The organism is Paenisporosarcina sp. FSL H8-0542 (assembly GCF_038632915.1).
Classification (GTDB): domain Bacteria; phylum Bacillota; class Bacilli; order Bacillales_A; family Planococcaceae; genus Paenisporosarcina.
Genome location: NZ_CP152050.1, coordinates 2,982,438 through 2,997,591, shown reverse-complemented (window position 1 = coordinate 2,997,591; position 15,154 = coordinate 2,982,438). Strand labels below are relative to the sequence as shown.

The following is a 15,154-nucleotide window of genomic DNA, read 5'->3' as shown; positions in this document are numbered from 1 at the left end:
ACAGTAGGAAAAGTGGAAAACGCCACTCTAACCCGACTCCGACGGTGGAAGAACGAAGACAATCGTGAAAGAATAAGGATCGTCTAAAATTTCTTCGTTCCACGAAATAGAAAAATATGGTATTATTAAACTATCTGATTTTTTAGAGAACAGGAGGAAGGTAATATGAAAGGATTTCTCAAGTGGGTTATCCAGCTCGTAGCTGCATTGGTGAGTATTTTGCTCATAAGTGGAGCACCTGTGCTGATTGCCGGCTTACAGCAGGGGGAATTATTATGGAAAGAATACATAGAAACGATTCAATTGCATGCAACATCTCTAATGAATATTAGTGAGTTAAGTGTGGCCCATTTCGTTGGGCGTGGCGAAATACGGGAAGTCCCAATATTCCCACAGCTTCTGGAAAATATCACTTATTCACTTCAAATATTATTTTTGGCACTGGTTGTAGCTGTGGTGTTCGCATTAATCGGCACTTTCATCACGATGCTATTGCGCGAAAAGGCACGCGCACGTGTCAAACTTTTCTTTTATTTCCTGGAATCAATGCCTGACATACTAATCATCGTGCTTGCCCAATTGCTTGTCGTAATTATTTTCCAGAATACAGGGGTACTCGTGTCCAAAATTGCAGTGATTGGTGACGATCGCATATATTGGCTACCGGTTCTATGTCTGATGATTTTACCGATGATTCAATTGTACCGATTGAGCATGCTGACATTCGAAGCAGAAGAGCGGAACATGTATGTTGAACTGGCAAAATCTTTAGGCTTCGGAAAAGCATTCATCTTATTCATGCACATTTTCCGCAATGCCATCATCAGTGTGTTTTTCCAATCGAAAAAAACGATGTGGTTTATGCTATCCAATCTCTTCATTCTCGAACTGATGTTCAATATTCCTGGCGTTATGTTGTACATGTATGAAAACTTGAGCGGCACATTGTTCTTAGTGACAATCATAAGTTTCTTCCTGCCAATTTTCCTTTTGTATAGCCTTGGGGAATGGTACTTTATTCATCGATTAAAAAGAGGAGGTGTTGTTGGATGAAATCCGTTTGGAGACAACCTTTATTTCTCATTGGATTCAGCATCATCGCTTTCTTTTTAGTCGGCAGTTTTGTGTTTGAATGGATTTTCGGAAGTGTTCCAAAGCAAACGTTTTTCATTGAAGAAAATGGTCGTGCAGTGGAAGGACCACCAATTTCACCAAAATGGATGCATCCGCTCGGAACGGACCAATTTGGCTACGATATGTTGGCAAAAATCATGATTGGTGCCAAATACACGATTATTGCAGCCATGGCAGTGGCATTTTTGCGAATGTTGATTGCCATTCCATTAGGCTTTGCACTTGGGACTTATTTGCAACGTCAGCGCTCATGGATTAATGGATTAATTGATCCGATTCATTATGTACCCATGACCATATTTGCCGTGCTATTGTTGTCACCAGTTCTTTGGATGCCGCCAGAAGGATTCTCGACGACCATTACAGAAAGGTTAGTCATTCAGGTCGTCATTATGGCTTTCATGACGGTTCCGATTGTGGCAGCATTGGTAGGCAATGAAGCCAACCTACTGTACCACCAGGAATATATATTGGCGGCACGTACACTGGGAGCCAGTCGCAGACGTCTGATCATCCGTCACTTATTCCCCCAAATGCGTGAAAAATTGTTGGTTCTTTACGGACAACAAGTGGTGGAATCGCTGATCGTCTTTGCCCATTTAGGGATGCTTCAATTGTTTTTAGGTGGAACAGACGTTGATTATGACGCTATGTTCGGCGATCCCCCTAGATCCATTTCATACGAATGGGCAGGGCTTTTCGGTAACTCTTTCCGCTACCTGCAAGGCGCTCCTTGGTTGCCCCTGGGTCCAGCCATCAGCTTTGCTCTCGTTATTTTGGCAATCGCAGCCATGATTGAAGGCTATACTCGGGCAACGAACGGTCAAGTCAAATTGCCGAAACGCAAGCGAATGGCCTTTGTTTCAGAAGAAACCATCGAGTGGAACCAACAACAGCTCAAAGAAAAAATGAATTTTCTTCAAAAAACCGCTAAATGATAATAATGAACACCACAACGTTTGCTGGAATCCAAGCAGTCGTTGTGGTGTTTTTGGTTACAAACAGGAGCGAAGAGGAATAGGGATAATGATTTAAATGAAACTTTCTAACTATTTTGCAATTATAATCAAACCGTTTACGAACTCCCTTCGTTTCCTCTGATAGTACCGTTAAAAAATATATATAAAATGGAGGGAGAATCATGAAGAAGACCGTATTTCTATCAGCTTTACTGCTCTTTGTCATTACGGCTACCGGATTGTCAGCCTATGCAAATATGGACCGTAAGCCGACGTCCCAGGAAACACCAAATTCCAGCCAAAGTGATCATGTCATCCGGGTGTACGGACCAGGCGGACCACTTGGACCGATTAAGGAAGCTGCTGAACATTTTTCAGCTGAAACGGGAATCAAGGTGGAAGTAACAGCTGGACCAGAAGGCAAGTGGATCAGCCAGGCAAAGGAAGATGCAGATATTATTTTCGGTGGCTCCGAATATATGCTGCAGGACTTCATCTTTAACCACCCCGAAATGATCGACACTACATCACGTACGGAGCTTTACCCGCGTGCTGCAGGAATATTGGTGAGGAAAGGAAATCCTAAGAAGATTGAAAGCCTGGAGGATTTAACGAAAAATGGAGTAAAAATAATTGATGTGAATGGGGCTGGCCAGCTTGGACTTTGGGAAGATATGGCAGGCAGAAAAGGGCTAATCGAAGGCATTTCCCAAAATATTAACCTTTCTGTAAAGTCGAGTGCCGAAGCCATTGAACGATGGAATTCGAATTCCAGTCTAGACGCCTGGATTACCTATGAATCATGGCATTACCGGCTCCAGGATGTGACCGACCTGATCGAACTGCCCGAAGAAGAAAAGCTCTATCGTGGAACGCCGATCGTCCTGACGAAAATCACCGATCAGAAAAAAGAGGCACAGCAATTTATTGATTATTTAAAAACGGAAGAGTCTCACCAAATCTTTCAAAAATGGGGCTGGAAGTAAGGGTAAGCCTTAAATCTAAAAAACTTGGAGGAACAAACATGAAAAAAGGAATTTTTACGCTCACGATACTTTCGATTATTTTTGCTTTGGCTGCCTGTGGAAATAGCACTGAGGAAAAAAAAGAGACGGATCAACCCGATCAAGCCCAAACGGAACAAGCCCCGGCTGACAGCCTTCAGCTTTTGGAGAATGAGAAAGCTGGAGAGTACCTGGCGGATCCACAGGGAATGGCCCTGTATTACTTTAAAAAGGACCAAGCAGGAAAAAGCAATTGCGGCGGAGACTGCCTAGCAAACTGGCCATCATTTACCCAAGAGGATTTCGCCGTACCGGAAGGTTTTGACAAAAAGGATTTCGATACAATTACAAGAGAAGACAACGGGGAGAAGCAGGTCACGTACAAAGGCTTTCCTCTCTATTATTTTGCAAAAGACCAGCAAGAAGGGGATGTAAACGGACAAGGAGTAAAAGATGTATGGTTTGTCGTAAACAGCGAAACAGAATTTGAATAAGCCTGTCCAGGGAACGATCAGTCGCGGTCGTTCCCATCCTTATTTTTAAAATAGTATAATGGCAATATATTTTTTTCCAATAGCAGGGAGTGCCACATGAAAGAAAATTACGATGCGGAATTAATGAGATTGGTAAACGAAAAACACGGTCACGCATTAGAGGAGCTTTATGATCGATATATCAAGCTTGTTTACGGCTTTGTTATGAAGTTTTGTAATGGGAATGAGGAAAAAACGAAAGAGATTATTCAGGTGGTCTTTTTGAGGCTATGGACAACAAACAGCCATTACGATCCCGCTCAAGGCAACTTTGTAAATTGGCTCCTCACGATTACTCGCAATATTTGCATTGACTACCACCGCAAAGAGAAGAGACATACGCAACACTATCAAGAGGAACATGAAGAGATCGCCGACCTTGCCAATGCAATCGAGCAACGAGTAAATACGAATAATATTGAGATGGCGAAAAACAAATTGCCGACAGCGCAAAGAAAATTAATCGATTTGCTATATTGGAAAGGGTATTCTCTTTCAGAGATCGCCAAGCTGGAACAAGAGCCGCTCGGCACGATTAAAAGTAGGCTGCACCAAGCTCTTAAAGGTTTGAGGAAGCATCTGGAATTGGAGGATATAAAATGAGAAGGGATTGTGAACATTTAATTCCATATATAGCAAATGAGCTCAAGGAGAGCGAATGTATGTCCTTTGTTGAACATTTAAAGAATTGTACGGAGTGTAAGAAAGAATATCAGGAATTGTCCCAGGCCTGGCATGCTATGCCGTTTGATTATACCGAAATCGAGGTGCCTGAATCGCTAAAAGGCGAGGTGATGGGGTTTGTTTTTGATCACAAAACGAAAAGCGGTACGGAAACATTCATGGCTAAGATGAGCAAGCTCGCCATGATGCTCAAAAGTCATTTCACCCCAGTTTCAACCAGTATCGTGGCCGTATTGTTGCTCGCGATTATTGGCCTTGGAATAGCGAATGTACAGGAAAAAAATCGCCATGCCGAAAATATACCCATTGAGATATTAACGGCCATTCCCTTAAAAGCAGCCAATCAAAGTCACCCGGGAACAAACGGCATCGCATATATTGTCCAGCAGGGATCAGAGAAAAATTTGGTGTTGCAGGTTCACGAATTACCCGGCGTCGAAGGTTCACAGGTTTACCAGGTTTGGTTGCTGAAAAACGGCACGAGGGAAAATAGCGGCATATTCAAGCCGGACGAAAACGGATCCGGAATATTGACCTACCAGCTCGCCGAAGGGCAGACTTTTGATCAAATCGGCATCACCGTCGAACCGGACGCCAACAGCAGCCAGCCAAGGGGAGAAAAAATAGCCGGGACATAGATGGTAACAGAAAAGGACCGATACATTTTAAATATCTGACTAACCTTATATTACGAACGGATGCCAATGTTCAAGAAGCTTACCCAAAAATGATCAAACTTTTTTATGAAAATTCCATATGTATTCTAAACTGTAGAATCCATTTTGATCGATCTTTTTTCAAAATGGATTCTTTGAATTTGCCGCAATAAAGCAGGTTCGTGTGTTATTTTTAATCAAACTTTATTCAAGAGATACCTCTTTCACTTCTATAAGTAACCTATTCCAACTAAACCTGTGATTTTTCCAAATAACCACAAAAACTCCATAAAAAAGCCACTCTTTCTTTATGAAAGAGTGGCTAGATTGATACTTAAATTTCTGATGTTGTAACTTCTGGTGCGCCGAAACGGTTTTTAGCTCCGTGCATAACCGGACCGACGTATTCGTTTAATTTCCAGCCGTTAGCGATTGCAGCGGATACGAATTTCTTCGCTTCCAAAACAGCTTCATTTACTGGAAGACCGTTTGCTAAGTTTGCTGTCACTGCAGCTGCGAATGTACAACCAGCTCCGTGATTGTAAGACGTATCCGTTTTTTCTGATTCAAGTAGAGTAAATGTTGAACCATCAAAGAATAAATCAACGGCTTTTTCATGCTTCAACTGCTTGCCGCCTTTGATAACTACATTTGTAGCGCCTGCTTCATGAATCTTTTCAGCAGCACGTTTCATATCGTCAATTGTTGTTAATGTTCCAAGACCTGAAAGTTGTCCAGCTTCAAACAAGTTAGGAGTGACAACCAGTGCACGAGGCAATAATGATGCGACCATTGCTTCCACATTTTCAGGGAAAAGGGCTTCGTCTTCACCTTTACACACAAGAACCGGGTCAATAACTACTTTTTCTAAACCAGAGCGATCGATTGCTTCCGCTGCTGTTTTAATAATGTCAACAGTTGGCAGCATCCCTGTTTTGATGGCATCAACGCCAGTAGAAAGAGCTGTTTTCAACTGTGCTTGTAATGTTTCAACAGGAATCGGATGAATTCCGTGGCTCCAGCCTTTATCAGGATCCATTGTCACGATAACTGTCAGGGCATTCATGCCGTAAGTACCGTGCTCTTGGAATGTTTTTAAATCTGCTTGTATGCCTGCACCACCAGAAGTATCAGAACCAGCGATGGTTAATGTTTTTTTCAAAGACATGAATGGATTCCTCTTTTCAATAAGTTTCTGTGTTCTATCGTACCAAAAACTCACAATAATTCAATTATTGGAGCTTATCCGCCCGCAGTAGTTGGATGGAAATAAAGGCTAATCCAATCGTGAAAATCAGCGAAAATCCTCCGGCAATCCAGTAATTCTGTGAAAGGAGTCCGAAACTAATAAAAGCAAATAACAATACAACAAGCAACATCCCGATAGTAAAGCAACCAAATCCAAGTGATTTTGCACGTTCGGGCACTTGGCTTTTTTCTTTTGTCGAACGCTCTACGTTTCGTATTTTCTCTCGCCACTGGTAATCCGCCATTTCACATCACCTCTAAAAATATCCTATCATTCGCCTCGAGGTTGTACAATTTGAAACTTTCCATTATCGTAAACGTACTAGAATCATTGACTAATATAGTAGAAACGGGGAGAACGATGTCAAAAGATCAGCGAATTAAGGATATTGAACGATTGCTTGAAGAATTAAAAGCTCAGGACGAAACAGCCGTTACGCTGGAAAGTGTTCAGCCACGTTCATCTGGATTTTGGCAACTTGGCTCACTTTTTAAGTCCATGTGGAAACGGAAAATGCTATGGTTTATTACAGTTATGATTGTACTGATTATTGCAGTTCCAGTTATAACTTTTTGGATGATTAAAGGCAGTACGTTCACGGAAAATAAAGGGGCTTTTTTGGAGCAAATTCAATCGATAAATGAACTCGCAACAGCAGAGGCTTACACGAAAGCTATAATTAAAAGACAGGACAATAAGATTTTTGGACAAGAAATCGGCCTCGAACTGCCAGGGACAAAACGTCAGTTATTGGTCGTTATTCCTGGTTCAGTGAAAGCGGGCATTGATTTCTCAAAAGTCGAAGCGGAAGATATTGTACTGGATGAAGAAGCAAAAACTGCAACGCTAACTTTACCGAAAGCAGAATTTTTAGGTAGACCCGAAATATTATTCGATCAAGTCGAAGTATTTTCATATGAAGGATTGTTCCGCGAGAAAGCTGACATTACCGAGGCTTACGAATTGGCTGCAGAAGCGGAAAAATTGATGATTGAAGAAACAACTGAACAAGGAGTTTTGCAAATTGCTGAAGAAAATGCCGCTCGGTCCGTTTCTGAAATGTTTTCCTTGGTGGAGTATAATGTAACCGTTGAATTTGAGGAGTGAGTATCTTGGAAAAAGAGATATTTGATAACGACTGGCAACAAGTACTTGAACATGAATTCGACCAACCGTACTACTTGAAATTACGGGAGTTTTTGAAAGAGCAATATGCACATGAAACCGTTTATCCACCATTGGATGAAATGTGGAACGCTTTTAAAGAAACTTCTTTTACCGATGTTAAAGTGGTGATTGTCGGGCAAGATCCTTATCATGGTCCGGGACAAGCCCACGGCATGAGCTTTTCTGTCAAACCAGGGATCAAGCATCCTCCGAGTTTACGAAATATGTTAAAAGAACTTCATGAAGACCTTGGATGCGAGATTCCGCCAGATGGCATGTTGACGAAATGGGCAAGGCAAGGCGTTTTCATGTTAAACACGGTTCTCACCGTGCGAGCAGGTGATGCACATTCACATAAAGGACAAGGGTGGGAACTCTTTACGGATGAAGTTATCCGCAAACTTTCTTTGAGAGAAGAGCCAGTGGTATTTGTATTATGGGGAAGACCTGCGCAATTGAAACGAAAGCTAATTGATACGTCCAAGCATGCAATCATTGAATCCGTTCACCCAAGCCCCCTCAGTGCCCATAGAGGATTTTTCGGTAGTAAACCCTATTCCAAAATAAATGAACAACTATCACAATGGGGATTAGACCCGATAGACTTTTGTTTGAAGTAGATTTCATGGTAAAGTGTAGTCTGACAAGAACAATCAGTAAAAGGAGAGTGACCGAACGTGATTCCATTAAGTCGAGTTGTCACCGAAATCGAGAAACATGTCGCAGTGGCAAAAGGTAAAGGTGACGAGCAAAGCATCCGTGAATCCTTGGTCGCGATTCGAGCTTTATGTGATGTTGCATTAAGTGAACAGCCTGAAGTCAAACTACAAGTCATGCCGATTCAATATGCACAACCAGTTCAACCAGTGCACACGGTACAATCTACTTCATCTGTACCTTCCATTTCAGCTGGCGAACGTATGAAGGAAGACGACGCGAACGGTGATTCTTTATTTGATTTTTAACTGAATAAGAATTTTATAAAGAGTACAAAAAGAGCCGGGGAGATCAACGGAATCAGTGGGCAGCGGAACGTATATTTTATACGTGAGCAGCTGAGCCGCAAGCATTGAAGAAATCCGACAACTATTAATTGAGGACGTTTCAACAACTCATATGAAAGAAGGAATAATTATGCCATTTTTTATCATCGCAGGTGCCGTTAATGCATTTTTGGCCGTTGCATTTGGAGCTTTTGGTGCACATGCACTGAAAGAAAAACTATCCGAGAAATACTTAGCGATTTGGGATACAGCAGTCCAATACCAGATGTATCATGCGATTGGATTAATCGTCATTGGGATTTTGATGAGCTCGAATATCATTGGCAATGTGTCGCAACTTAGCTGGGCAGGCTATTTAATGTTAGCAGGCATCGTGATTTTCTCTGGCTCACTTTATGTATTGAGTCTAAGTGGCATCGGCATTTTGGGTGCCATCACACCAATAGGAGGCGTAGCATTTCTTGCAGCCTGGGTACTCGTGATTGTCTCTGCAGTCAAACATATGAATTGAAATTTTGCGTCCTTCCAAGTGAAGGACGTTTTTTTGTTGGATAAATATTGTAACGAAAATTCCGACGAAACGGTCTAATGTTTTAGAGATAGGGGGAATAGCTTTGAAAAAAATCATTATATTTATCACTTTAATCGTACTCCTTAGTGCATGCAATCAAGACAGCATTCAGGAACCAACATTCGAAGATTTGAAAAATCATGTACATATTGTAAAAAGTGCTACCGATAAAGGTCTGTTCGTAAATCACACAACTTATCAATATAAAGAAAATGTGAAATTGAGAACCAAACAAGGAGATAAAATTGAACCATCTGATATTCAAGCAGGGAGCTTAATTGAATATGAGGATACAGGGGTGGTATTGGAGTCCTATCCGAGTCAGGGGACAATCAAGTCAGTTACTTTATATGACGATCAGCTCAGTAGGAAAATCGAAAAGGGAATTGCCCATTTCTTAACTGAAGATGCCATTAACGCAACAATCGGTTACAAACTTGTAGCACTTCAGAATGATTTGCTCATCATTGAGTTTACGGATTACGCTGATAATGAAAAAGCCTATACGGCAACGATTGATTTGGAAACGTTCGAATATGAAGTGACTCCACTTTAAGGATAGGATGATTCATCATTCGTTCAAAAAACGAATCTTTCTAAAACCCCCATATACGATTGGAAGAACCAGGAAAATTCAGAATCAAATTCGAAGAACAAATGGAAAAGTGGTTGCCTGATAAACATAATCCGTGAACATCAAAATGCCCTTTCACAAAACAAAGTGGAAGGGCATTTTTTATAAGCAAATGAATATTTGAAAAATAAGTTCCAAGTTAGAGACCTAGTTCCACTTTCTTTCACCGAAGATTAAAAGTAATTGATTTCTTCATCAAACGTTACGTAATCCAAATAAATCAATGGAATTAAATAACGTTTTCCTGTCCCTGGCTCACTGACAATTAAATGATCACGGCCTGCTGCTTCGATGATGCCTTTCACAACTTTGGCATTCCATTCACGATTGTTTTCGAATGTTAAATAGACAGTCGCAAGTTTGCCTTTGTTTAAACGTAAAATGTTTTCGATGTAGGATTCTTCACCAGCCGGTGGAGAAGTAGGGCGTCCTCCTGCGGGTAATGTAGAAGGTTGCATTTGTTGTTGAGGCATCATTTGTTGTTGCGGTTGTTGCATTTGTTGAGCATAAGCAGGATTCCAATAATATTGTACCAAGAAATCATCCTTTCCATTTTAAAGATTTGGGCAATCGGAGGGGCTAGGCGAAAAGAAGCAATGAGATTTATAACGACCTGTGTTCGCTTGGTTATACCATGTGGGAGGACATCCCCCCGGTGGTTCGAAAAACCATAAAGAACGTGTAGCAGGGTGGAAACGTTCACCAGCAATCACACGACGGGCAAGTGCCTTGTCTTGTTCACGGGCACGTTGGTAGAAATAAGATTTGGTCGTCGCTTCAAATCCACCTGGACTCTGAAAAACCATTTGCTGCACGTTGCGAATATCATTGAAATCAAGACAAGTCGCAAGCACTCGATTCACACCGACGTTACCGACCATAAGCATCCCTTCCTTGCCTTCACCCTCTGCCTCTGCACGCATTAAACGGGCAAGAGTTTCAATATCTTTTTCAGTTGCCTGGATTACCGCCACAGCACAACCTCCTCGCAACTTATTATACGTAGCACTTGGGAATTTAGAACAAAAAAGGCTACGCATTTTTGCGTAGCCCTGTGTTTTATACAGTTAAAAATTCAGTAGTTTTGTCTGCATCTAGCAATGTTCCAACGAAGAATGAGCCAAACTCACCAAAACGTGCACTTACTTCGTCAAAACGCATTTCGTAAATTAATTTTTTGAATTGAAGGACGTCATCCGAGAACAACGTAACACCCCATTCAAAGTCGTCAAATCCGATAGAACCACTGATGATTTGTTTCACTTTTCCAGCGTATCCACGGCCAATCATGCCATGGCTGCGCATCATCGATTTACGGTCTTCCATCGATAGCATATACCAGTTGTCATTGCCTTCACGACGCTTGTCCATTGGGTAGAAACAAACATATTGAGAACGTGGAAGCTCTGGATATAGGCGACTACGAACATGCGGATTTTGATAAGGATCTTCACTGGATTCGCCTGCCAAGTAGTTTGAAAGCTCAACAACAGAAACGTAAGAATACGAAGGAACAGTGTATTCAGCAATTGTTAATTTGTTGAATTTCGCTTCAATTTGTTGAAGCTCATCCATCGTTTCGCGTAATGTCATCAGCATGAAATCTGCTTTTTGACCAATAACTGTGTAGAAAGCATGGCTGCCAGTTTTCGCTTCATGTGCAACATTTAATTCTTCTAAAAATCCTAAAAACTCATTAACAGCTGCTGTACGATCCTCAGCTGATAATTGTTTCCAAGATGTCCAATCCATCGTGCGAAAATCATGTAATGCGTACCAACCATCTAAAGTTTGCGCTGCTTCATTCATGTATGGGACACTCCTTCATCTAATTAAATATTCAAGTTAAGTTTAGCATAAAGCCTTTAAGAAACCTATATTCTCACCATTCACACATGATGAGATATGACAAATTCGTGTTATTATGAAGGGAAAAGCGGAAAGCGCCAATCTAGCCTGACTCCGGCGCTGGAAGGCTCGATGCGAAAGCCCGCTTTCGCAAGAGAGACTGAAGCTTAGGTGCAGGCTGGCGCTTGTAGCTAGACAACAAGAAAAGCGGAGCAGGGTGTGAAAGACCTACACCGGCGCTGGAAAGAAGATTTTCTTTGCGACGAGTAACCGCAGGAGCAACCGATTCGAATGCCTGCATTCGCATGAGAAATGGAAGGAAGGCTAAAATCCCGACATCGTGTCGGAACGCCTTCATGACCCACATCCTGTGGGCCTAAGCTTAGGTGATGCCTACCCTGCGCAGCTAGACACCAACATAAGCGAAGAAACACAATTAACTTAACTAAAAAACAGCCTTAACATACCGAAAGGACGGATGCCGTGTGACGAACTTATTTGATGAAATCAAAAAAAACATTACCGATAAGCAGATAAGAATTGTTTTGCCTGAAGGAACGGACGAGCGTATACTTCAAGCCGCAATTAAATTGCATAACGAAGGAATTGTGACGCCTATTTTAGTGGGTTCACATGATTTGGTGAAAGTAGCAGCGACGCAAGCTGGGATTGATTTGACGGGAATCGAAGTAATCGATCCTGTTTATTTCGAAAAGCTTGATGAACTCATTGAGAAATTCGTGGAACGCCGTAATGGTAAATCTTCGCCAGAACAAGCGCGCATTCAACTGAAAGACGTCAATTCATTTGGCACAATGCTTGTTTACACAGGTTATGCCCATGGCTTGGTAAGTGGTGCAGCGCATACGACAGCTGAAACAGTACGCCCTGCATTGCAAATTATCAAAACAAAACCGGGCGTGTCCAAAACAAGTGGGGCATTTATTATGGTGCGTGGGGACGAGCGTTATATATTTGCGGACTGTGCCATTACGATTGCACCGACAAGTGAAGACTTAGCTGAAATCGCTGTGGAAAGTGCCAAAACGGCGAAAGCGTTCGGAATCGAGCCGAAAGTAGCGATGCTGTCCTTCTCGACAAAAGGGTCTGCCGTTTCACCAGAAACCCAAAAAGTAGTCGAAGCCACGAAGCTCGCGCAAGAAAAAGCACCTTCAGTCATTATTGATGGAGAATTTCAATTTGACGCAGCATTTGTACCTGCTGTTGCGAAGAAGAAAGCACCCGGTTCGAGTATTCAAGGCGATGCGAATGTTTTTGTTTTCCCTTCACTTGAAGCAGGGAATATTGGCTACAAACTAACGGAAAGACTTGGCGGATTTGAAGCGATAGGTCCGATATTACAAGGATTGAATATGCCCGTGAATGACTTGTCTCGTGGCTGTTCGTCTGATGATGTATATAAATTAGTATTAATGACCGCAGCTCAAAGCGTTATGGCAGGGGAATAAAGATGTCTGGGTTTAATGACTTATTTGTAAATAAAGAATGGCGATTTTGGGATCAGTCCATGAGCGGTAGATCGAAATCCGCTCTTGAATCGTTTGCAGCGGACGATATGTTGTGTGAACGAGTTGGAAAAGGCGAATCCCTTCCGACCATCCGAACGTGGGTACACGAAAATACAGTAGTTCTCGGGATACAGGATCACCGCTTACCTCATATAGGAGATGGGCGTGATGTATTGCAGGAACATGGTTTTCAATCCATCGTCCGAAACTCGGGTGGACTTGCCGTTGTGTTAGACAGTGGGGTTCTGAATATCTCGATCGTTGTTTCTGAAAAGAATAATGCAATAGATATCAATGCGGGATATGATATCATGCTCGAATTCGTTCGACATCTGTTTCCGCAAATAGCTGATTCGATAGAGGCATATGAAATTGTAGGTTCATACTGTCCAGGTTCTTATGATTTGAGTGTGGGGGGCAAGAAATTCGCTGGCATTTCACAAAGACGATTACGTCATGGCATAGCGGTTCAAATTTATTTATGTATTGAAGGGAGCGGAGCAGAGCGGGCAGCTTTGATTCGTGACTTTTACGAAGCGGGATTGAAAGGTGAACAAACTAAATTTGTTTATCCGATGATTGTGCCAGAAGTTATGGCTTCGGTCAGCGAAATCATCGGAGAAACTGTCACCGTTCAAGATACAGTCATACATGCGCAACGATTAATGAACCATTTGATGCGAAATGTTCACATGCAATCACTGCAGCCAGACGAAACGGATTTATATATGTACTACTTAACCCGAGTTGTTGAACGCAATCAAAAAATGTTGGCTAAAATAGAGGCATAAGCCTACTAGATATATATGAACGTCCATGACTATTCGCTGTAGTAGTTTTTTTGATGTACTGACTGGAAATAGTAAACGATAGAGTCAACAAAACCGTGAATAGACACTCGATAGAACACTACAAAACAGAAAACCACCAATCAGTTGATTGGTGGTTCTTTCGCTACTAGATTACCATTGCGTTCCATTTGGAATACAGGTGAGATGTTTTCAGCATCATCATTCAAAGTCACTAAACGGCGAGCTCGGTTCATGATGTGAACAAACTGTTCGTAATCTTCGCGTATCGTCGAGTTCTCATTTTCCAATCTCGCGATATCACGTTCTAATTGTTTGATTTTTTCTTGAGAATGAGATAGTAGTGCGCGCCAGCGATGAGATTCGCCTTCGCCAGTGCCATTTTGTTGCAGACGTAACAAGTAGGCGATGACCACGTCAAGTGATAGTGCCGATAACGGAATTTGGACGCGTTCCTGTGGTTGTTCTTCGCTGCCTACGAGAAACAGAGATTGCCCTCTGCGACGGTATTCTTTCCCAAGCACACGCATTTTTTGCTTGCGATCTTTTTTTGCTTCACGCAAGTCTTTCTCGTATTCTCTTCTTACAACTGCATTCCAACGAAATCCACAAGCCGCTGCTGTTCGATTCAAGGCATCTCCTGCTTCTTCAAATGCATTTAATTGCGTACTTCCTTCGCGAACGTGTCGCAGCACGGTTTCTGCCAATAATTCATCATTTTCATCTAACCAAGCATCTTGTCTAATTTTTACCATAAATGTCCCTCCTGAATTGTTAATAGTTTTGCTGTTCTACTTCAAGCTTGTACAAGATTCGCAGGTTTTATTCATTCAACATTTAGATTCACTTGAATCAGTATGGAAAAATAAGATACAATGACCTGTAGACTTCTACTCTCAAAAAGAAAGGGTTGTTGGCAAATGGCAAACGAATTCAGAGTTTGCGATGATTGTCAGGCCGTAAATTTAAAAACATTAATTCCTAAGTTAAAAGAAATCGATCCTAACGCATCGATTGATATTGCGTGTCAGTCTTACTGCGGTCCAGGACGTAAAAAAACATTCGCGTTTGTAAACAACCGACCTGTAGCAGCGCTTTCTGAAGACGAATTAATGGATAAGGTACGCGCCAAGCTAAAGGCATAATCTCGCTACTTCGATTAAAAGTTTAAAAATAGCTATTCATACTTTCGCCGCCTTCCCTGAAGGAGGCTTTTTCTTTATAATAAAAGGTAAATATAAGAGAAGAAATTAATATAAAAGTGTCATTTTGTCTAGCTATATGCGCCAGCTCGCTGGCCCCTATAGGGGGCGGAAAGGCGAAAAATTCGCCTTTCATTCTTCCAGCGCCGGCGTCGAGCTAGAGTTGCGCTT

At 41.9% G+C, this 15,154-nt stretch carries 20 protein-coding genes; 14 read left to right on the top strand and 6 right to left on the bottom strand.

From position 1 onward, the window contains the following. Positions 1-165: 165 nt before the first annotated feature. The 6 genes from MHH33_RS15080 (at position 166) to MHH33_RS15055 (ending at position 4,952) form a co-directional block, all read left to right on the top strand. A complete protein-coding gene (locus MHH33_RS15080) occupies positions 166-1,053 on the top strand; it encodes an ABC transporter permease subunit (protein ID WP_016428337.1) in 888 nt (295 codons plus the stop codon). Then, positions 1,050-2,072: an ABC transporter permease subunit gene (locus MHH33_RS15075; protein WP_016428336.1), complete on the top strand. Its 1,023-nt coding sequence runs from the start codon at positions 1,050-1,052 to the stop codon at positions 2,070-2,072. The genes MHH33_RS15080 and MHH33_RS15075 overlap by 4 nt, the downstream gene beginning before the upstream one ends. A gap of 203 nt (positions 2,073-2,275) precedes the next feature. Continuing rightward, complete coding sequence (locus MHH33_RS15070) at positions 2,276-3,079, top strand: extracellular solute-binding protein (protein WP_342542208.1); 804 nt, start codon at positions 2,276-2,278, stop codon at positions 3,077-3,079. A gap of 38 nt (positions 3,080-3,117) precedes the next feature. Beyond that, positions 3,118-3,591 (top strand): hypothetical protein, encoded by a 474-nt coding sequence (locus tag MHH33_RS15065; RefSeq protein WP_342542207.1) that lies wholly within the window; start codon positions 3,118-3,120, stop codon positions 3,589-3,591. Positions 3,592-3,687: 96 nt separating this feature from the next. Beyond that, entirely contained in the window at positions 3,688-4,233 is a 546-nt protein-coding gene (locus tag MHH33_RS15060) for a sigma-70 family RNA polymerase sigma factor (protein WP_342542206.1), read from the top strand. A 59-nt stretch (positions 4,234-4,292) separates the two neighbouring features. After that, the gene (locus MHH33_RS15055; protein WP_342542205.1) at positions 4,293-4,952 is read left to right on the top strand and encodes an anti-sigma factor; all 660 of its coding nucleotides are present in this window, start codon (positions 4,293-4,295) and stop codon (positions 4,950-4,952) included. A gap of 352 nt (positions 4,953-5,304) precedes the next feature. Here the strand turns inward: MHH33_RS15055 and pdxK are convergent, their stop codons facing one another. Then, the gene (gene pdxK, locus MHH33_RS15050; RefSeq protein WP_342542204.1) at positions 5,305-6,138 is read right to left on the bottom strand and encodes a pyridoxine/pyridoxal/pyridoxamine kinase; all 834 of its coding nucleotides are present in this window, start codon (positions 6,136-6,138) and stop codon (positions 5,305-5,307) included. A gap of 64 nt (positions 6,139-6,202) precedes the next feature. Further along, positions 6,203-6,463, bottom strand: coding sequence for a hypothetical protein (locus MHH33_RS15045; RefSeq protein ID WP_342542203.1), 261 nt, complete (start codon positions 6,461-6,463; stop codon positions 6,203-6,205). Positions 6,464-6,579: 116 nt separating this feature from the next. On the opposite strand from MHH33_RS15045, the gene MHH33_RS15040 reads away from it, so the two are divergent. The 5 genes from MHH33_RS15040 (at position 6,580) to MHH33_RS15020 (ending at position 9,517) form a co-directional block, all read left to right on the top strand. Next, positions 6,580-7,326: a DUF4230 domain-containing protein gene (locus tag MHH33_RS15040; RefSeq protein WP_016428329.1), complete on the top strand. Its 747-nt coding sequence runs from the start codon at positions 6,580-6,582 to the stop codon at positions 7,324-7,326. Between the two features lie 5 nt (positions 7,327-7,331). Then, entirely contained in the window at positions 7,332-8,006 is a 675-nt protein-coding gene (locus MHH33_RS15035) for a uracil-DNA glycosylase (protein ID WP_342542202.1), read from the top strand. A 57-nt stretch (positions 8,007-8,063) separates the two neighbouring features. Beyond that, positions 8,064-8,351: a YwdI family protein gene (locus tag MHH33_RS15030; protein ID WP_342542201.1), complete on the top strand. Its 288-nt coding sequence runs from the start codon at positions 8,064-8,066 to the stop codon at positions 8,349-8,351. Between the two features lie 169 nt (positions 8,352-8,520). Next, complete coding sequence (locus tag MHH33_RS15025; protein WP_016428326.1) at positions 8,521-8,901, top strand: DUF423 domain-containing protein; 381 nt, start codon at positions 8,521-8,523, stop codon at positions 8,899-8,901. 103 nt (positions 8,902-9,004) lie between these two features. Next, complete coding sequence (locus MHH33_RS15020; protein ID WP_342542200.1) at positions 9,005-9,517, top strand: membrane lipoprotein lipid attachment site-containing protein; 513 nt, start codon at positions 9,005-9,007, stop codon at positions 9,515-9,517. Positions 9,518-9,768: 251 nt separating this feature from the next. Here MHH33_RS15020 and gerQ read toward each other — a convergent pair whose 3' ends face one another. The 3 genes from gerQ to hemQ form a co-directional block, all read right to left on the bottom strand. Then, on the bottom strand, positions 9,769-10,131 hold the full coding sequence (gerQ, locus tag MHH33_RS15015) for a spore coat protein GerQ (RefSeq protein ID WP_342542199.1): 363 nt from the start codon (positions 10,129-10,131) through the stop codon (positions 9,769-9,771). Positions 10,132-10,149: 18 nt separating this feature from the next. Continuing rightward, a complete protein-coding gene (locus MHH33_RS15010) occupies positions 10,150-10,569 on the bottom strand; it encodes a cell wall hydrolase (protein ID WP_342542198.1) in 420 nt (139 codons plus the stop codon). 85 nt (positions 10,570-10,654) lie between these two features. Beyond that, positions 10,655-11,404 (bottom strand): hydrogen peroxide-dependent heme synthase, encoded by a 750-nt coding sequence (gene hemQ / locus MHH33_RS15005; RefSeq protein ID WP_016428322.1) that lies wholly within the window; start codon positions 11,402-11,404, stop codon positions 10,655-10,657. Between the two features lie 524 nt (positions 11,405-11,928). Here hemQ and pta point away from each other — a divergent pair. Further along, positions 11,929-12,912: a phosphate acetyltransferase gene (gene pta / locus MHH33_RS15000; RefSeq protein WP_342542197.1), complete on the top strand. Its 984-nt coding sequence runs from the start codon at positions 11,929-11,931 to the stop codon at positions 12,910-12,912. Positions 12,913-12,914: 2 nt separating this feature from the next. Continuing rightward, complete coding sequence (locus MHH33_RS14995) at positions 12,915-13,763, top strand: lipoate--protein ligase family protein (RefSeq protein ID WP_342542196.1); 849 nt, start codon at positions 12,915-12,917, stop codon at positions 13,761-13,763. 140 nt (positions 13,764-13,903) lie between these two features. On the opposite strand, the gene MHH33_RS14990 is transcribed toward MHH33_RS14995, so the two are convergent. Next, entirely contained in the window at positions 13,904-14,536 is a 633-nt protein-coding gene (locus MHH33_RS14990) for an RsfA family transcriptional regulator (protein WP_016428319.1), read from the bottom strand. A gap of 165 nt (positions 14,537-14,701) precedes the next feature. On the opposite strand from MHH33_RS14990, the gene MHH33_RS14985 reads away from it, so the two are divergent. Then, entirely contained in the window at positions 14,702-14,926 is a 225-nt protein-coding gene (locus tag MHH33_RS14985; protein WP_016428318.1) for a DUF1450 domain-containing protein, read from the top strand. Positions 14,927-15,154 lie beyond the last annotated feature (228 nt).